Origin of the sequence: Moorena producens 3L (genome assembly GCF_000211815.1) — a bacterium.
Taxonomy (GTDB): Bacteria; Cyanobacteriota; Cyanobacteriia; order Cyanobacteriales; family Coleofasciculaceae; genus Moorena; species Moorena producens.
In genome coordinates this window covers 59,735-76,749 of record NZ_GL890829.1, presented here as the reverse complement: position 1 = coordinate 76,749, position 17,015 = coordinate 59,735, and the positions used below count along the sequence as shown (strand labels likewise).

The 17,015-nt window shown below is 44.9% G+C and carries 19 protein-coding genes, 1 tRNA gene and 1 other RNA gene; 12 read left to right on the top strand and 9 right to left on the bottom strand.

Features of this window, described 5'->3' with window-relative positions:
• Window positions 1–120: 120 nt before the first annotated feature.
• From LYNGBM3L_RS05360 to LYNGBM3L_RS37890, 4 genes are all read left to right on the top strand, one after another.
• The gene (locus LYNGBM3L_RS05360) at window positions 121–513 is read left to right on the top strand and encodes a hypothetical protein (protein ID WP_044492303.1); all 393 of its coding nucleotides are present in this window, start codon (window positions 121–123) and stop codon (window positions 511–513) included.
• Between the two features lie 147 nt (window positions 514–660).
• An RNA gene (gene rnpB / locus LYNGBM3L_RS34655) (RNase P RNA component class A) lies at window positions 661–1,103 on the top strand.
• An 89-nt stretch (window positions 1,104–1,192) separates the two neighbouring features.
• Window positions 1,193–1,906, top strand: a complete 714-nt coding sequence (gene rnc / locus LYNGBM3L_RS05350; protein WP_008179978.1) for a ribonuclease III — start codon at window positions 1,193–1,195, stop codon at window positions 1,904–1,906.
• Window positions 1,903–3,138, top strand: a complete 1,236-nt coding sequence (locus LYNGBM3L_RS37890; RefSeq protein WP_008179976.1) for a Gfo/Idh/MocA family protein — start codon at window positions 1,903–1,905, stop codon at window positions 3,136–3,138. The genes rnc and LYNGBM3L_RS37890 overlap by 4 nt, the downstream gene beginning before the upstream one ends.
• A gap of 39 nt (window positions 3,139–3,177) precedes the next feature.
• On the opposite strand, the gene LYNGBM3L_RS05340 is transcribed toward LYNGBM3L_RS37890, so the two are convergent.
• From LYNGBM3L_RS05340 to LYNGBM3L_RS05330, 3 genes are all read right to left on the bottom strand, one after another.
• Window positions 3,178–4,203, bottom strand: a complete 1,026-nt coding sequence (locus LYNGBM3L_RS05340; protein ID WP_008179974.1) for a tyrosine-type recombinase/integrase — start codon at window positions 4,201–4,203, stop codon at window positions 3,178–3,180.
• Window positions 4,204–4,492: 289 nt separating this feature from the next.
• Window positions 4,493–4,933, bottom strand: a complete 441-nt coding sequence (locus LYNGBM3L_RS05335; RefSeq protein WP_008179972.1) for an NUDIX hydrolase — start codon at window positions 4,931–4,933, stop codon at window positions 4,493–4,495.
• Window positions 4,923–5,375, bottom strand: a complete 453-nt coding sequence (locus tag LYNGBM3L_RS05330; protein WP_008179970.1) for a hypothetical protein — start codon at window positions 5,373–5,375, stop codon at window positions 4,923–4,925. The genes LYNGBM3L_RS05335 and LYNGBM3L_RS05330 overlap by 11 nt, the downstream gene beginning before the upstream one ends.
• Before the next feature lie 190 nt (window positions 5,376–5,565).
• Here LYNGBM3L_RS05330 and folD point away from each other — a divergent pair, with 190 nt between their 5' ends.
• The 3 genes from folD (at window position 5,566) to LYNGBM3L_RS05315 (ending at window position 8,408) form a co-directional block, all read left to right on the top strand.
• A complete protein-coding gene (gene folD, locus LYNGBM3L_RS05325) occupies window positions 5,566–6,429 on the top strand; it encodes a bifunctional methylenetetrahydrofolate dehydrogenase/methenyltetrahydrofolate cyclohydrolase FolD (protein ID WP_008179967.1) in 864 nt (287 codons plus the stop codon).
• 371 nt (window positions 6,430–6,800) lie between these two features.
• Entirely contained in the window at window positions 6,801–7,730 is a 930-nt protein-coding gene (gene crtE / locus LYNGBM3L_RS05320) for a geranylgeranyl diphosphate synthase CrtE (RefSeq protein WP_008179964.1), read from the top strand.
• A 222-nt stretch (window positions 7,731–7,952) separates the two neighbouring features.
• The gene (locus LYNGBM3L_RS05315; RefSeq protein ID WP_008179962.1) at window positions 7,953–8,408 is read left to right on the top strand and encodes a divergent PAP2 family protein; all 456 of its coding nucleotides are present in this window, start codon (window positions 7,953–7,955) and stop codon (window positions 8,406–8,408) included.
• 59 nt (window positions 8,409–8,467) lie between these two features.
• Here LYNGBM3L_RS05315 and LYNGBM3L_RS05310 read toward each other — a convergent pair whose 3' ends face one another.
• The 5 genes from LYNGBM3L_RS05310 to LYNGBM3L_RS05290 all read right to left on the bottom strand — a co-directional run bounded on the left by LYNGBM3L_RS05310 (window position 8,468) and on the right by LYNGBM3L_RS05290 (window position 11,846).
• Window positions 8,468–9,115: a hypothetical protein gene (locus tag LYNGBM3L_RS05310; protein ID WP_008179960.1), complete on the bottom strand. Its 648-nt coding sequence runs from the start codon at window positions 9,113–9,115 to the stop codon at window positions 8,468–8,470.
• Between the two features lie 54 nt (window positions 9,116–9,169).
• Window positions 9,170–9,493 (bottom strand): MgPME-cyclase complex family protein, encoded by a 324-nt coding sequence (locus LYNGBM3L_RS05305; protein WP_008179959.1) that lies wholly within the window; start codon window positions 9,491–9,493, stop codon window positions 9,170–9,172.
• Window positions 9,494–9,515: 22 nt separating this feature from the next.
• A complete protein-coding gene (locus tag LYNGBM3L_RS05300; protein WP_008179955.1) occupies window positions 9,516–10,238 on the bottom strand; it encodes a pyridoxine 5'-phosphate synthase in 723 nt (240 codons plus the stop codon).
• 241 nt (window positions 10,239–10,479) lie between these two features.
• Entirely contained in the window at window positions 10,480–11,391 is a 912-nt protein-coding gene (locus LYNGBM3L_RS05295) for an acyl-CoA desaturase (protein ID WP_131827221.1), read from the bottom strand.
• 227 nt (window positions 11,392–11,618) lie between these two features.
• Entirely contained in the window at window positions 11,619–11,846 is a 228-nt protein-coding gene (locus LYNGBM3L_RS05290) for a DUF167 domain-containing protein (protein ID WP_008179952.1), read from the bottom strand.
• 525 nt (window positions 11,847–12,371) lie between these two features.
• Here LYNGBM3L_RS05290 and LYNGBM3L_RS42465 point away from each other — a divergent pair.
• The 5 genes from LYNGBM3L_RS42465 (at window position 12,372) to LYNGBM3L_RS05270 (ending at window position 16,397) form a co-directional block, all read left to right on the top strand.
• Window positions 12,372–12,504, top strand: a tRNA-OTHER gene (locus LYNGBM3L_RS42465).
• 418 nt (window positions 12,505–12,922) lie between these two features.
• Window positions 12,923–13,765 carry a YaaW family protein gene (locus tag LYNGBM3L_RS05285; RefSeq protein WP_008179951.1) on the top strand — a complete coding sequence of 281 codons (843 nt, stop codon included), beginning with the start codon at window positions 12,923–12,925 and terminating at the stop codon, window positions 13,763–13,765.
• A 131-nt stretch (window positions 13,766–13,896) separates the two neighbouring features.
• Entirely contained in the window at window positions 13,897–15,093 is a 1,197-nt protein-coding gene (locus LYNGBM3L_RS05280) for an O-antigen ligase family protein (RefSeq protein ID WP_229414315.1), read from the top strand.
• Between the two features lie 218 nt (window positions 15,094–15,311).
• Entirely contained in the window at window positions 15,312–15,926 is a 615-nt protein-coding gene (locus LYNGBM3L_RS05275) for a J domain-containing protein (protein WP_008179949.1), read from the top strand.
• 198 nt (window positions 15,927–16,124) lie between these two features.
• Window positions 16,125–16,397: a DUF3143 domain-containing protein gene (locus LYNGBM3L_RS05270; protein WP_008179948.1), complete on the top strand. Its 273-nt coding sequence runs from the start codon at window positions 16,125–16,127 to the stop codon at window positions 16,395–16,397.
• Here the strand turns inward: LYNGBM3L_RS05270 and LYNGBM3L_RS39780 are convergent.
• Entirely contained in the window at window positions 16,394–16,591 is a 198-nt protein-coding gene (locus LYNGBM3L_RS39780; protein WP_131827220.1) for a hypothetical protein, read from the bottom strand. The two genes, LYNGBM3L_RS05270 and LYNGBM3L_RS39780, sit on opposite strands and share 4 nt — an antisense overlap.
• Window positions 16,592–17,015: the final 424 nt, after the last annotated feature.

Genomic DNA, 17,015 nt, shown 5'->3' with positions numbered 1-17,015 from the left:
GTAAGCAGAAACTTGATGAAATAGAACGTGAGCACCCCGCATATGAATCGGTGATGTCAAAAGTTTTGGAGGACGCTTTTGCTTCATCATCTTCAAATCTTATTGGTAAAGGAGAAGTGAGTGACTGGATCAAATCCCTTCTCGATTGACACTGAAAACTCACAGAATTTTTATCGTTCTTTGAAAAAACTTGCCAAAGATCACAAAGTTCACAAAAATAGCTTTTTTTTGCTTGTCACGCAAGTCCTAGACAATTTAATAGAGAACCCATATCCTAGAAATTCCCGTCAAGAACCTTTCCCAAAAACGAGTAAGTTACCTGAAGGATGGACATTTCATAAGCTTGAGTTGAAGTTTGGCCAAGGCGCTTCTGGACAAATCAGATTGATGTATTTAGTTAATACAAGTAAATCAGTTATCAAACTTGTTTGGATTTACAGTCATAAACAGTTCACAAAACGCCCTGATGACAAAGATCTTAGGAGTGTAATCCAACAAATTCTAGAGGATTAGCTTTTGCGTTCGCGCAGCGGCTCCAACGTCCCATCGCATTTCCCTAGTTGCTGCTCCTGGGACAGATAATGCTCTGTGCCTCTAAATTGACTCTAACTCCAGCAGCTAACAACCAACTGCTAATCAAGTCTAAACTAGAGTAGAGAGAAAGTAGGCGCAGGTGGTTGCGGATTCGCATTTTTCTGCGAGTCTGAGGAAAGTCCGGGCTCCCGAAAGACCAAACTTGCTGGGTAACGCCCAGTGCGGGTGACCGTGAGGATAGTGCCACAGAAACATACCGCCGATGGGAAGGATAAAGGTAGAAGGCTCCAGGAAGAATAAATTCTTCCGGCCTTTTTCCTGATTCTTTCACAGGTAAGGGTGCAAAGGTGTGGTAAGAGCGCACCAGCAGCATCGAGAGGTGCTGGCTCGGTAAACCCCGGTTGGGAGCAAGGTCGAGAGGAACTACGGTTGGTCTTTTACCAGTTCCGGATATGGAGAACCGCATGAGGCGTCTGGTAACAGCCGTCCTAGATAGATAACCACCCTCTTTAGTAGCTTTTTCATTGTTGCTAGGGAGAACAGAACCCGGCTTATGTCCGACTTTCTCTCAATTTAGCTATTAGTCGTTAGTAATGAGTACTCCCAGCAGACTCTGGTTAGTCACAAAGGACTTTCCGACTCACGACAACAGACACCCATGACCATCAAAGATCCCCGTCGTCAGAAACAATTAGAGAAGTTAGTTCAAAAGTTAGGACTATCTAAAACTACAGCTGTGAATTGGTCGTTGCTAGATTTAGCACTGACTCATTGTAGTATCTCAGCAGAAGACAACTATGAGCAGTTGGAGTTTGTTGGTGATGCTGTAATACGTTTAGCTAGCTCAGAATGGCTATGGGAAAATTATCCCAACTCTTCCGTTGGTGAGTTTGCTGCCATTCGTTCCGTACTGGTAAGCGATCGCATTCTGTCTCAACTCGCTCGCAGCTATGGTCTAGAGCGTTATTTACTCGTTTCCAATAGTGCCGCTGGGGACAAAGTTGGCGAAACATCCCGCTTAGCTGATGCCTTTGAAGCAATATTGGGAGCATTATATTTAAGTACCCATACCCTAGAATTAGTCCGTCCTTGGCTAGACCCTCACTTACAAAAACTCACTACTGAAATTCGTCAAGACCCTGCCCGCCAAAACTACAAAGATGCTCTTCAGGAATGGACTCAAGCTCACTACAAACTGCTCCCAAAGTATCATCTGACCGAAAACCTACAAGTGCATGGGGCAAACAACCGCTTCACTGCCCAAGTCTGGCTACAAAATCGACAATTAGGTGAAGGTACAGGAAGATCGAAAAAAGCTGCGGAACAAGCAGCAGCCAAACAGGCATTTCTGGAATTGAGAGGCGAAAAATGAAACAAACCGGAGTAGCGATATTGGGAGCAGGTCGCTGGGGCAAACACTTGGTCAGGAATTTCTTGGCACACCCTGATGCTTGCTTAGTGGCAGTGGTTGATCCATACCCAGAAACCTTGGCAGCTATTAAAGATAAATATAACCTAGCTCCTGAGGTACGTTTGGCAACAGATTGGGAATCGATACGGGATCTCCCGACAATTGAGGCAGTAGTAATTGCTACTCCAGCAGTTACCCATTACACCATAATTAAGGATGCTCTAAACCAGGGGAAACACGTCCTAGCAGAAAAACCCTTAACCCTTGATGTGGCTGAGTGTCTAGAATTGTGCCACCTGGCTCAAGAAAACCAGCGACAGCTCATGGTTGACCATACCTATCTATTTCACCCAGCGGTCAAGCGTGCTCAAGAAGTTGTTCACTCGGGATGCTTAGGAGACTTACGCTATGGATACGCCGCCCGTACTAACTTAGGACCAGTACGTCAAGATGTAGATTCTCTCTGGGATTTAGCCATTCACGACATTGCTATTTTCAACCATTGCTTAGGACAGCTACCTGTTCAAGTCCAAGCTAATGGTAGGGTGTGGCTACAGTTTCAAAAAGAGTTTCAAGTTAGCCAGTTGCCGGTTGAAAAAGAGTTTCAAGTTAGCCAGTTGCCCGTTGAAAGTTCTGAAGATAACCAAGGCTGTAGTCAATCACTTACCCCTCAACAACCTGCTAACCTACCCTACGGGAACGCCAAAGGCGAACAACCTGCTAACCTTCAACCTGCTAACCTTCAACCTTCAACCCCTCAACCTTCAACTCCTCAAGGACTAGCTGACTTAGTTCAGCTCACACTTAGCTATCCCACTGGCTTTCAAGCATTTATTCATCTGTGCTGGCTCAATCCAGATAAACAACGGCGGCTTGGGATTGTAGGAACACAGGGAACCTTGATTTTTGATGAAATGGTTGCCCAAGCACCCCTAACTATCCAACATGGTTATTTTGAACAGAACGGGAGTACTTTATCCCTGCTGGTCAACATCGTGAAGTTCTTGATCTCGAATCACTTGAACCACTTTATTCAGTATGCGATCGCTTTCTTAACAGTGTCCGCTTGTCCCAACCTTCATCAATATCTTCTGGTCTGGGTTGGTGCTCAATTGGTACAGATTCTGAGTTGTTTAAGCCAATCCCTTCACCAAGGAGGAGTTCCAGTCACTGTTCCCCAGTTGCCAAAATAATTAGTTAGCTATTCATTTCCCCTCTAGATGATCACATGATCACGATAGGTTAATTCCCAGCTTCAATGCTGGATTATTTTCCCAGCGATCTGCGACATGGGCATAAATACAAGTTGTTCTGGGATCGGCATGTCCCAACAAATCTTGCACTTGCCGTAACTCAGCACCAGAACGCAGAGCTAAGGTACCTGCCGTATGTCTCAAGCTATGGGCTGATATAGTTCTTCCTGGTGTTTGCTTAAGGTTAGTTTGCTCTAAATAGCTATCTACAACTAGCCGAATCCCCCGCCGGGAAATCCGCTTGCCACCCGCCCTGTTTCCAACAGCTATAAATAAAGGACTGGATGGTTTGACCACTTCCCCATTTTCTGCCCTTGCTTCGAGATAAGCCATTAGCAAGTCAGCAAGATCTGGTGTTAATGGCACTATTCTAATATTACGCTTCCCTTCGACCCGAATTCCCAGATTACCCCCCTGCTTAACTACATCAGAGACATTTGCTCGATGTAACTCAATGCTACGGGGACCTTCCAATATCATGATTGCCAGCAGAAGTTTATCCCGCTTTGCCTTAAGGCTACCATCATTCACTATCGCTCCTAACAACTTCTCAACTTCAGGCTTTTCCAAATAGGTAATCCTTGCCGCCGGGTCCAGCTTTTCCCGTGGCGGTTTCACCCCAAGAGCTGGATTGATCGTAATCAGTCCTTTTTCCACAGCAGCTTGATAAAAACGCTTGACAACTGATAACTTTAGTGATACCGTTGCTGGCTTAAATTTTTTAGTTTCTACCATCCAGCGGCGGTAACGCTTAATGTCGTCTTTAGTAACTGCGGCTGGATGAAGATTTATGCGATCGCACCAGTTCACAAATTGCTGAACCTGGCGGCGGTAGGTATTAACAGTATCAGCCGCAGCATCTCCTGCTGCCACATCGATATCCAGGAAATCAGCAAAAGCCTCCAGTAGGTTTGCTGTAGTAATGGTCAGGTGGTCAGCTTGAGGGGTGATGTGGTTTGGGGTATGAGTATCCACGGTGCCATTAATGTGAAGTTGCTCGCGCATTTAGTACTATTATAGCCTATTTAATACTGATAAGCACTGTTACCGGAATTATTTAACCAATTAAAGGCAATTCATCAATCGCTTTTTAGTCGCGGTTGTGCAAAGAAATGCCCAAGATCACAAAAAGGACAACAAGCATGCTCGATCGCGCAACGTGACCTATGGTCAATCATGCTGTGTTGTCCGTGAAAGGTTGAAGGTTTAAGGTTATCCAGTTGTTCGCCTTTGGCCCTGGGTTTAGGGTAGGTGATCTGGTTGTTCTTGCCCAGGTTTCCGGTTAAAAGGGCGCTTATACCAAGCTCGATCGCTTCTCCAGAAAATCCAGTAGAATACGCTGATGAGCAGGACCAAGGGGTCGCACTTGACCAGCCTTGGCAGAATAAGACTCCCCCTGGCGAATCTGCTCAGGAGTCAACAACCCCATATCCCAGCCTTCCCCTAAGACCAATTGTGAGACTTCCACGGTCAGGGGTACTGCAAAAACATGACGTAACACATGGGGTTCAGGATAATGGCCAAACAAAGATGCTGAGGGTAGTGCATAGCTAATTTCTTCCAGCAATTCCCGCCTGAGAGCTTCGATTGGGGTTTCTCCGGGTTCTATGTGCCCCCCAAATAAACCCCACAAACCGGGGTAAAGAATACCAGGAATATTGTCCCGTAGCTGCATCAGAAACTGACCTTGCCGATAGAGAATAGCGATCGCTACTTGAACTTGCTTACTGCTCATCTGTGGGTCTTGGAAGTAAGGGGGACTTGGGTTGATAGACTTGCCGTTGTAGCTGCTCAAGCTCTTGAATAAAGAATTCACCCAAATCTTGTCCAGCAATGGGAATGCTTTGAAATTGAGCCTTACCGTGGATCAAGACTTGATCACCGATATTGGGCAAAGTTCCCTGAGAGACTACCCAAATGGTACTAGTTGCATCTTTGAGTTCATAAGCATTCGCATCTAAAAGTGGTGCTTGATTAGTAACTTTACCCCGAAGGTAGACTGTATCGATAGTATTCTGATTTTGTGGTATTTCACCGATTTTTGTGACCTTTACACCAGGGTAGCTAATATTAAGCTGATGAATGCCATTATGGGCTAAGGGACTACAGCCAACAGTCCCGGCTCCTACAAGTAAAACCCAAAACGGTAAAAGAGTTGACCAATACTTAGTTGGCATATTGAAATCCTATGATGTTTTCAGTTGTCAGTTGCCAATGAACTCTGTTTGGAGGAGTGAAAAAGGAAGTAGGTTGAAACTTGAATGTTCGTTCCCCAGCCTAAGGTAAGTCGCTCCATGCATCTACAATGTTCTAACCCAAGTAGGCAGCATCTGTACACCCGTCTACACTGTTTAACCCAATTGACCAATGACGAACATACTCGATGGTAAGACCATAGCTAAAAAAATTCAGACCCAGCTGCAAGAACAGACACAGAAGCTGATGTTGAAACATGGACGACCTCCTGGATTAGCAGTGTTGATGGTAGGTGACAACCCTGCTAGCGCTGCCTATGTTCGTAATAAGGAACGTGCCTGTGCTAAGGTGGGCATTGCTTCATTTGGTCGTCATTTTCCCAGTAACACCTCCCAAACAGAACTCGAGGAAACCATTAACTCGCTCAATCAAGATCAGCGTGTAGATGGAATTCTGCTCCAGCTGCCCTTACCCGACCACCTAGATGCTGTTTCATTACTGCACCAAATCCATCCGGATAAAGATGCTGATGGATTACACCCTGTTAATCTAGGTCGTCTGCTGCGGGGAGACCCTGGTTTACGTAGCTGTACACCAGCAGGGATAATGCGCCTGTTGCAAGAGTACCAGATTAATTTGTCTGGTCAAAAGACAGTAGTGGTAGGACGTAGTATTTTAGTAGGTAAACCCCTAGCACTGATGCTACTAGAAGCCAACGCTACAGTAACAATTGCTCATTCGCGCACCCAAGATCTGGGGGAGCTGACACGTCGCGCTGATATTTTGGTAGCAGCTGTGGGACGACCTCAACTGATTACCAGTGACATGGTAAAACCAGGTGCTGTCGTAATTGATGTTGGTATCAATCGCGTTAGTGATCAACAAGAAAAATCTCGTCTTCTGGGAGATGTCCACTTTGACTCTGTTCAGGAAATAGCCCGATATATTACCCCTGTCCCTGGTGGCGTCGGACCGATGACAGTGGCTATGCTACTAAATAATACGATCCTTAGTTATACAAAGAGGTATTCTTGAACAGTTTTGCTCTCGTGAAGATTGACAACAATCAATCAAACCGTTGTTTATGATTAAAATAATTTCATGTCACAGCAGGCCTGGTCAACAAAAGAACTAATTAAGAAGACTGAAAGCTATAAAATATAAAACTATTATAAATCTGTGTTGTAAGTTTTACGAACATATTAAATGTTGGGTTTGAGAGGGTTAGACTCTAGTTTAGCGCTACTGATAAATTTCATAAATTTCAAAACTCGACAATCCTAATTAGCATCAGTAAAGAGTTTTGTTCATCAAACGAGAAGTAGGAGAATTAGACAAGGTAGTTTCAAGAAGACCCCCAGCCCCGTAAAATTGTTAGAGGAATCAGATAATCAAGGAATCAAGGCATGGTAGCGACGGAGGGGCGACCTACCCCCAAGAGGGAATCCCCAAGTTTAGACTTACTAACTTACTTAAAAGAGCGAAAGGCTCTAATTGAGTCAGCTTTAGACCAGGCTCTGCCCCGAATGGAGCCGGACAAAATTTACGAGGCAATGCGCTATTCTCTGTTGGCTGGAGGTAAACGCTTGCGCCCGATTCTGTGCCTAGCTACCTGTGAGCTGATGGGTGGCACGGTGGAGATGGCAATGCCAACCTCCTGCGCTCTGGAAATGATCCATACCATGTCATTGATTCATGATGACCTACCAGCAATGGACAATGACGATTACCGTCGGGGTAAACTAACTAACCACAAAGTATTTGGTGAGGACATTGCCATCCTCGCAGGTGATGGTTTATTAGCTTATGCATTTGAATATGCGGCGGCTCAAACTAAAAATGTACCAGCTCCCCAAGTTTTGCAGGTAGTTGCTTGGTTGGCTAAAGCAGTCGGAGCATCGGGATTGGTTGGGGGTCAAGTGCTTGATCTCGAATCAGAAGGTAAGTCGGATATTAAAGAAGAAACCCTCTCCTTTATCCATACTCATAAAACTGGTGCTTTGCTAGAAGCCTGTGTAGTTTGTGGTGGAATATTGGCAGGGGCAACGGCAGCTAACTTACAAAGGCTATCCAAATATGCCCAAAATATTGGTTTAGCATTTCAAATTGTCGATGACATCCTAGATATAACTGCTACCCAGGAGGAACTAGGTAAAACAGCAGGTAAGGATATTAAAGCACAAAAGGCTACTTATCCTAGCCTATGGGGGCTAGAGGCATCAAAAGCCAAAGCCCAGGAGCTGGTGAATGAGGCAAAAGCTCAAATTGAATCCTTTGGGGAAAAGGCTCAACCCCTGATTGCGATCGCTGACTTTATTGTGAATCGCACTCATTAAGGTACTTGGTATTGGGGTAAGGCCAACGAAAGTTAAAGGATGAAGTCTTTAATCCTAGCCTACAGGAACACCAAAAACAAATATACTTCATCCTTAATTATACCCTAGAAGGGACGCTATCGGGGGAACATACTTCATAACTTCATACTTGATCCTTCATCCTTAATCGTTTCCCCAATGCTGAGTTACCGATGACCAATGACCAATTTAAAGTAAATAATTATGCAGGACTTTAGCGACATCCTAAACAACCAGGTGTTGCTGGTTGCGCTCATCGCTTGTCTGGTGGCTCAACTATTTAAATTTTTGGTTGATCTAACCAAAAATCGCAAACTTAATCTTCGGATACTGGTGACTGCTGGTGGAATGCCTAGTTCTCACTCAGCATTCGTCACTGCCTTAGCATTTGGTGTAGGACAAACGGTGGGATGGGCTTCTCCAGAATTTGCGATCGCTTTAGTGTTTGCCATCATAGTCATGTATGATGCTGCTGGTGTCAGGCAAGCTGCCGGTAAGCAAGCTCGAATTCTCAACCAAATTATCGATCAGTTTTTTAGCGAAGACAAAGAGTTGAAAGAAGACCGCCTTAAGGAATTATTAGGTCATACACCCTTTCAGGTGCTTGTTGGTTTGGTGTTAGGTATCGCTATTTCTTGTATAGCAGCAACGGCTTATTAATCATGTTAATTAGTAATTTTAATTAGTAATTTGCCATTAACTAGTTCAAGCGGAACTAGTTAAAAGCGAACCACCTTACGTTTTAGTAGGGTAACTCGGCGACTATCAACAACCATTGCCCAAAACCCCCCTGCGCTCAGTCGCCTTAAGATTGAGTTAGCTTGGGTTTCACTAGTTGTGTGTACTGTCAGTAAGTAAGGTCGCTGAGCATAAGAAACCAAGCCAACATTGACGCCCAGTAGTTGCTCTAGTCGGGATGCCACTTCTGGTTGATTGAAGTAGTCCACCAGAACTGCATAACCATCACCCAATCCCTGAGGAGTATAACCTTGTATAGTAGCAGTCTGTATAGTATTAGGCTGGCTTGACGGTGGAGATTGAACTACAAAAGCTGAGTATCCAACTACCTGATCCAGATAGCGTGCCCAATCTTTAGCATCGTTAATCCCTCTGAAACCCCCAACGCGAGTTACTATGTCTTCCAAATATTGACAAAAATTAGTTTTTGCAGTGTTGGGTAAAATTCGTTGAATTTGTTCGTGATTTTTCCTAGTTCGGCTAAGCACTAACAAAATGTACTCACCGTTTTGTGGTGGTTGGCATTGAGGAGTTATTGGTTGAGCATAAACCGAATCAAAGACACCAGCTAAAGCAGCCAGTGCTATCGATAAAATTTGTAAAATAAACTGTATTGTTTCCCTGGTCATAGATGATTAGAAAGTAGACCCATAGCCACTGTCTTGGAAGCAAAAAACTAACCATCAAACTGATGCCAGAGACGCTAGAGGGTCAGGTATACTATCTGATGGTGCCTGAAATTCACCAGTTTTGACAAATTCTAGGCGCAGCTTTAACCAGGTGATGAACTTAGGATTAGTAGAAATTATCGCCGTTGCTGGTTGCGGACATTCCTGCTTGACCTGGGACATTTGGGAACTTTCCAAGAATGCTGGCTGGTTGACTAACCAAAAGTCTATTTCTTTTTCCTGTTCATGGTAGTGCCTGGTACGTTCCCGAAGTACTTCCTCCAATGGTTCTTCTTCAAGGAATTGTTGACTGGCTAAAACGTAGTAGTAAGTTTGCATAGTTTCAGTTACTGAGGAAAGCTCAAAATTTACCTTGCATCGCTTGTTTCATTTCTCTGACCGCCCGTTCTATACCCACCAGAGATGCCCGAGCAATGATGCTATGACCAATATTGAGTTCTTCCATACCTTCGATACAAGCAACCGGGTAAACATTCCAGTAGGTAAGACCATGACCAGCATTGACTCGTAAGCCAGCAGCAATCGCTTGTTGGCATCCGGAGGCCAAAACTTTTAATTCTTTAGCCTGACTGACTTCATCAGTAGCTTCTGCATAACTCCCCGTGTGGAGCTCAATAAATTTAGCTTTTGTTTTAGCAGAAGCATCGATTTGGGCGGGATCAGCGTCTATAAATAAGCTAACGGGAATGCCAGTGTTCTGTAACTGGGCTACAACCTCAGTAAGGCGAGGCATTTGCCCTGCTACATCTAGCCCTCCCTCGGTAGTCACTTCTTCTCGTTTTTCTGGTACGAGGGTAACGTAATCGGGTTTGACATCTAGAGCGATCGCTACCATTTCATCGGTAGGTGCCATTTCCAAATTCAGATGAGTTCGCACCGTTTGTCTTAACAGAGCAATGTCCCTATTTTGAATGTGACGTCGATCCTCTCTTAGATGTGCGGTGATGCCATCCGCACCAGCAAGCTCTGCCAACACCGCTGCTGCCACTGGGTCAGGTTCTACAGTGCGCCGTGCCTGACGAATTGTGGCAATATGGTCGATATTTACGCCCAGTGTTAGCACGAATGTTTTTCTCCTGGATTTGACATCCTAGCCACGACCATAGCGCAGCTTGGTCTTGAATTCCAAGGCTTTAAAACCTTAGCTTTGAGCAACATAGCCTTTTCTAGTTTAACAGGGGGAGGGAACATCTAGAGAGATTATCTATCAAGTGTCTACAAGACAGTACCCCGTGAATTAGAAAGCCCCTCGCGAGGGGCGTGCGCAGCGAAAGGTAGTTCACCTGAAATTCTTAATCCTGGGATTAGATGTTTCTAGGTTGCAGTTGGTCTGAGGATGGTAATTTGACATTCCAGGCCAGTCCTAAGCGCTGAAGCAGCAGGATGAAGAACCAACCCAGGTCAAGTTGCCACCAATAATGTCCAAATCTTGCTGAGTTGGGAAAAGCATGGTGATTATTGTGCCACCCTTCACCAAGGGTCAAGATGGCGACGATAGGATTGTTCTTGCTCATATCAGAGGTAGTAAACAGCTCGTTTCCCCACAGGTGGCAAACTGAGTTGACACAAAAGGTGATTTGACGAACCAGAAAAATCCGAAATGCTCCGCCCCAGATTAAACCACCTAAGACTCCTGAGACAGAACCAGTCAAGACTCCACCCAGGAAACCAGGAATTAACAGGGACAGCAATACCCAAAAGACGTAGAGGTTGTCTATTCTTCGGATCAGCTTGTCCTTGATTAGGTCAGGAGCATACTTATAGGGAGGCTGCCAATCCACATTCACAATCCAAGCAATATGGGAATGCCAAAACCCTTGGATAAATCCCCAAAATCCTCCCTGGTGAAGATGGGGTGAGTGAGTGTCTCCGTCTTGGTCAGAGTAAATATGATGGCAGCGATGATGGTGAACCCAGCTAGTGACTGGTCCTTGAGCTGCCATACATCCAGCAATGGCTAAGAATGCCCTTATAAAGGGTCCAGTATGAAAGGCACGATGGCTAAAAAGCCTGTGATACCCGACGGTAATCCCGATGAAATTCAGGATGTACATCCCGAGAAAAAGACCAATATCGAGAGGCTGGACGTTCAGTTTCTCAAGGAACATAACTACTATCGCAGCGATTACTCCCACAGGGGACATGGCGATAACGATAGTAACTACAGTTTTCTGAAGTGTGCTGACTTGTGGGGCAGTAGATGAAGAGATTGACACTTGTGTTGTTTCGATAAGATACTAATACACCAAAACTAAGCATATCCGATTGCTTGTCAGTCTGGCTCTGTTTGGACTCTAGCTCCGTGCTTAGCACGAAGGCTATCAACTGGGATTTTTGGATTTTGGATGGTTGTATTTTCGGCTAAATCCTCCAATTCCAGGGATTTAAGTTACATTTGGGCTAATCCTGACGGTATTGGTCATGGGTGACCTATTGCAGCTAGCTAGGCATTGGTGTTGATTTCAATCAATTTATTCCTTGAGGATAAACCTGACTTAATTTGGATACGAGACTTTGGTACTTTAAACCTTTGAGCCAGCAACTCAATTAACTCCTGATTGGCCTTGCCATCTACAGGTGGTGACTTCAAATGCACCTTGAGTGTCCCATCGTCTGAGTCTTCTATCTTTTGATGTTTAGAATTGGGTTTAACTTGAACTCGCCTCTTCATCAATGAAAGTTTCGTCAAAATCTTCTGGCTTCTGGGTATCGGAAGTTTTAATGTAGTCACCGTTTACCAGAGTAGCATACTGATCCGGATCGGCTCTGGTAAGTGTAAAGACTTCTGTTGCGATCGCAACATAACCCTAATTCGAGCCAAACCATTGGAGTCAAACGACTGCGCCAATCGCGGTAAATTTCTTGACTCATCTTGCCCCTAAAAACTTGAGGTTCTTCAGTACCTACTATGCTAAATTTATAGTTTACCCCCCCCCGAAAAGCTTACTGTGTAAGGGTTATGAGGCTATTTAACCATAAATTTTTCCCATATAGCTGCCTCTTCCTCCTGCTCCGAAGTCCCTGCTCCGAACGCGCCCCGCGTGGCCTACGGCCTCAGTCCCTTTGGCAAAGTGTTAATTTAGCATAACAAGTACGGAAGAGCCAAACTTGACGCTTCATTTTTTATATTACAAATGTCATATAAAAGTAACTCAAGCAACTCATTTAGCAATCTGGTTTGGGTTTAGCTTGTTCTGTAACGGGTAGCTCAATGGGAGAGCGCCAATTTTGCCCGAAAGGGCCGAAGAATTGAGGGTTATCGTCTTCTAAACGAACCCCACCCTTGATTCACCGGAGGTTGCGGGTTCAAATCCCGCTCCGCTACACCAACAAATAAATGGGGCAGGTAGCTCAATGGTAGAGCGGATGGCAAGATCCTTACATCTTTGATTCACCCCTTGCCTGTAAAGGCTGAAGAATTGAGGGTTATCGACCATCCTTTTCTCATTCATAAGCTGTCGGGCATTTAAACGACATTGTCTTGATCCCAAGCGCGAGTGATGGAAACCCGCGTGGGGCCGACTGCATCGCTTTATTAAATCAAAAAAAAACCTGAAACTCTTTTCCGTATCTTGATGCAAAGCGCGAGTGGGACAAATCCCCCCATGAAGGCGCAGCCGTCGCTTCAGCATAGCTGCCAAAGGCCTAACAGCTTACTACATCAAAGTAGATTCAAACTCCTACTAGAAAAATGATAGGAGTAGAATAGAGGACAGCAGTAAAAACGGGGTTGTGGAGGGAAGAACGTTGGATGAGCTGAGAACTGCGTTAGAGTTAGCAACCGTTGAAGAATTACAACAAGTGACAGACATTCTATTCTGTCGTAGGTTTAATCCTTTAGATTACCTTCAGCTCCCTGACCCAATCGATATCCAAAGCCAAAACCGTGAAGCTTGGTTGGATTCCCTGGAAGACCGATTTCGCTTCTTGGCAGCAGATGGGGTAACAGTACTCAAGGGACGCACGAGTGAAGTAACCTACCGACAAGCCCTGATTCAAGTTTGTCGTTACCTCAAAATTCCTTATTCTCAACGTCTGACTACAACTGACTTGGAAGCAGAAATATTTCTTCACCTAATGGAGAAAACCTGGAAACGCTTACCAACCCAAGAGCAGCAATCCCTAACAGTACAGGTACAGAAATGCTTAGCTAAGTCAAAACTCCCTGAACCCTTACCTGTACAAATCCAGCACAATCCTATCGACTTTTTACTCAAAGGTGGTAGCGCCCTAGCATTGACCTCGATTCTAAAGCCAATAATACTGCAACAGGTGGCACGCCAGTTTGCCCTGCATTTCGCTCGCTATCAGGTGGCTAAACAAGCCCTAGTGAAGGGGGGTTTGGCAGCAGCAGCTCAGTTTCAGAACTACTTGACAGTACAAACAGCACGACAGGGAATGGCACTCAGTGCTGCTCGTTATGGGGTTACTCGGAGTGTTTTTGCCTGCCTAGGTCCGATCATGTGGAGCTATTTCTTCGTTGACTTAGGCTGGAGAGCGATCGCAACCAACTACGGTCGGATTATTCCAACAATCTTAACCTTAGCACAAATTCGCCTGACTCGTGCTGAGTGCTGGGAACCAGTTTAGATTGATAGTAGTGGTTAGTGGTTAATTGGTTCTTGGGAAAGAATAGACATCCAAACAATCACCTACAAATAGGTTGGAAGTGCGCTAAGCTGGGAACTCTTATCTTTCCCCTATTTCCAGCTTTAGGCGCAGTGGGGTTAGTTCTAGCTGTGGGAGATACTTGGCGGCAAAAGTACACCAGTATAATCTCAAAACCCCTAAACTGGGGATTGGCTATTTTGAGTATCTGGCTGCTCATTACTGCTAGCTTAGCATTTAACCCCACAGAAGCGTTCCTAGGTTTAGGGAATTTTATCCCCTTCTTCGCCGTTTTCGCTGGTTTGTCTACCCTAATCAAAACCCCAGCACAGCTGAGGCAATTAGCCTGGATTCTAGTTATTCCTTCCCTAGCAGTAACTATAATGGGTTTTGCTCAGATGGTTTTGGGTTGGACTAGCCCAAAACTATTATCACTAGTCTTTGGTTCAACCTTGGTAGCTAACGGGAATCCTCCAGGTCGGATGGATTCAGTGTTTTTGTATGCCAATATCCTAGCCGCTTATCTACAAATACCATTAATTTTAGGGATAGGGCTGTGGATTGAGAGGTTTCAAGCTAGGCGTTGGAGCTGGCATCGATTCGATTATCCGCTGTTGTTCTTGAGTGTGGTGGTGATCGGTAATGCGATCGCACTAGTTTTGACCAACTCCCGCAATGCTTGGATAATCGCTGTTTTGGCTTGCCTTGCCTTTGCCCTTTACTTAGGTTGGTACTGGCTGGTCACAGCAGTTACTGCTGCTGTTGGTAGTGTTCTGTGGGCATCATTTGGTCCAATGCTAGGGCGTCAATGGCTGCGTAGTATTGTCCCAGCATACTTTTGGATGCGATTGTCTGACCAGTTGTATCCCGACCGGCCCATCGCTACCTTGAGGACAACCCAGTGGCAATTTACTTGGTCAATGATTCAGGAACGTCCCTGGTTGGGTTGGGGGTTACGCAATTTCACTCCTCTTTACCAGTCACAAATGGAAGTCTGGCTTGGTCATCCCCATAATCTACCTCTAATGTTGACTGCTGAAACTGGCATCCCAGGCACACTGATGTTGAGTGGATTAGTTGGCTGGATTATGGTTGAAGGTATCCAACTATTAAGGGTTTGGTCAACCGTTGCGACCCCTACCACTAGACAAGATTGGCATCAAGACAACTTAATTCTGTTCAGTTATCTGGTGGCTTTTGGCAGCTGTACTCTATTCAATCTGCTGGATGTAACTCTGTTTGATTTTCGGGTTAATACCTTGGGATGGCTGTTGTTGTCAGCAATTCGTGGCGTGGCATGTCACATTTAACCTACCTGAGTTCTATATAAGGGAATTGGCTAAACCTTAGTTGAAAAGGAGTCGTCTAAGCACGAGTCAGGATAACCGCTCCCATGCTCCTTAGAATACACGAAGTTAACCTTGGTTTACCGGAATTGTCGGGTTTTGTGTGAGGATTAAAAGCTCAGCATCCTTCCAGATGTCACAATAATCGAAAGCGTTGTCTAACCAGTTAGGATAAAACTGCGGTGGCAAAAGATCGGGTCAGACAAAACATTAGGAATCCCCAAAGCTCAAACCCCACGAGCTATTACGAAATACTGGGATTGCACCCTAGTGCATCACCCATAGCTATCCGACGTGCCTATCGGCAACTCAGTAAGCGCTATCATCCTGATACAACCGACTTACCCACTGAAAGTGCCACGATTAAATTCCAAAAGCTGAACGAAGCCTATGCTACCCTGAGTAATCCAGAGCGACGAGCAATGTATGACCAAAAAATTGGTTATTCCCGCCTCAATGTTATTCAGCCACCCCCTAGTTTAAACAATCCAGTTAATCAAAAGCCACCAAGATCCTCGTCCTCAGCTTACCTTGATCCCACTGACCGCCCCCTTTCAGCTGGGGAGATTTTTGTCCTATTCATTTTAGGACTAACCTTTTTAGGCTGCTTACTACTAGCCATAGCTATTGGATTAACCCAAGGTGAATCTGCTCTGCTAATTTCTAAACCCAGTGGTCATGATTTGCTTACCTTACCCGAGATTAATTCTATTCAACAGGCGAAACCTGATAATTTGGATAGTCAAATACCGGTTAATAACCAATCAGCCCAAAATCTCCAGATAAACCATTCCTAAGAATAACTGATCAAGAATAACTTAGAATATTAATTCTAGTTAATCCCTTATAATTCTAGTTAATCCCTTATAATAGGGTTGATACCATAAATTTTAATTGTGTTAATTGTTAATTTAAAATTGTCAGGTGACCATTGACAATTTTAAATTTTATACTGATGTACCACCAATAATTATAAATAGTTAATCGGACTCGATATGACACTTCCGCCAGGTGATACCCCCTTGTATAACCACCCTCTACCTGAAATAGAGAGGTGGCTGAAAAGACTAGGATGTGAACAAGACAGTAAGGATCTACATTGCTGGCGTGTTGATCGACCTACCTGGAAAGCCGAACTTTGCCTTGAGGTAGAGGAGTTAATCGTGCGCTACCTCAAGTCTGGGGAAGATGGACAAGATATTCAACGATCGTTCAAGTATTCCCTCAGCCGCAAAGATATAGAAGATGCAGTTTTCTGTGGTCCTTAGTCGGTGAAGGGTCTGCTTGAGTTGAAAGTTAGAAGGTTGTTCGCGTAGCGTGGCCGAAAGGCGAAGGTTAGAAGGTTGAAGGTTGAAGGTTGAAGGTTTAATGTTGAAGGTTTAATGTTGAAGGTTAGAAGGTTAGAAGGTTGAAGGTTGAATGTTCCAACTATAGCAGTTTTCAATGGGGTGAGGTACCCCACCCTTTGGGTTTGAGGGAGTAGGGAGTCGGGTCAATGAAAATTGAATGTACCTCATAACTATGAGAAATGCTATAGCTTTTATAAGCTATAACCTTGAACCTGAAACCTACTCTACGGTAACGCCAAAGGCGAACAACTAAAAAACCTTTAACGAAAAAACCTACCCTACAAGGGACGCCAAAGGCGAGCAACTAAAAAACCTTTAACCATCGTTCAACTCCAAGGGGACTCCCGTTATACCCGCGCATGAAGCGCGGGAGACGGGGCGTATAAAGTGCTCCCGCAGGTGACCCAAACAGCCCGGAGACGAAACCTTAAAATAAGGCAGCCTTAATCATGGAGGCGCGCTTTCCATAGGCGAATTAAATTCGCCATGGGTCGCGCCTCAAAGTTTTAACCCTTTTCAGCCAAGCCTCCCAACCAT

Coding starts and splice junctions, on each gene's coding strand:
- LYNGBM3L_RS05290 (WP_008179952.1), bottom strand. CDS start 11,846: ATGAAGAGGCGAGTTCAAGTTAAACCCAATTCTAAACATCAAAAGATA.
- LYNGBM3L_RS37890 (WP_008179976.1), top strand. CDS start 1,903: ATGAAACAAACCGGAGTAGCGATATTGGGAGCAGGTCGCTGGGGCAAA.
- LYNGBM3L_RS05335 (WP_008179972.1), bottom strand. CDS start 4,933: ATGAGCAGTAAGCAAGTTCAAGTAGCGATCGCTATTCTCTATCGGCAA.
- LYNGBM3L_RS05310 (WP_008179960.1), bottom strand. CDS start 9,115: ATGACCAGGGAAACAATACAGTTTATTTTACAAATTTTATCGATAGCA.
- LYNGBM3L_RS05315 (WP_008179962.1), top strand. CDS start 7,953: ATGCAGGACTTTAGCGACATCCTAAACAACCAGGTGTTGCTGGTTGCG.
- LYNGBM3L_RS05330 (WP_008179970.1), bottom strand. CDS start 5,375: ATGCCAACTAAGTATTGGTCAACTCTTTTACCGTTTTGGGTTTTACTT.
- LYNGBM3L_RS05340 (WP_008179974.1), bottom strand. CDS start 4,203: ATGCGCGAGCAACTTCACATTAATGGCACCGTGGATACTCATACCCCA.
- LYNGBM3L_RS05270 (WP_008179948.1), top strand. CDS start 16,125: ATGACACTTCCGCCAGGTGATACCCCCTTGTATAACCACCCTCTACCT.
- crtE (WP_008179964.1), top strand. CDS start 6,801: ATGGTAGCGACGGAGGGGCGACCTACCCCCAAGAGGGAATCCCCAAGT.
- folD (WP_008179967.1), top strand. CDS start 5,566: ATGACGAACATACTCGATGGTAAGACCATAGCTAAAAAAATTCAGACC.
- LYNGBM3L_RS05305 (WP_008179959.1), bottom strand. CDS start 9,493: ATGCAAACTTACTACTACGTTTTAGCCAGTCAACAATTCCTTGAAGAA.
- rnc (WP_008179978.1), top strand. CDS start 1,193: ATGACCATCAAAGATCCCCGTCGTCAGAAACAATTAGAGAAGTTAGTT.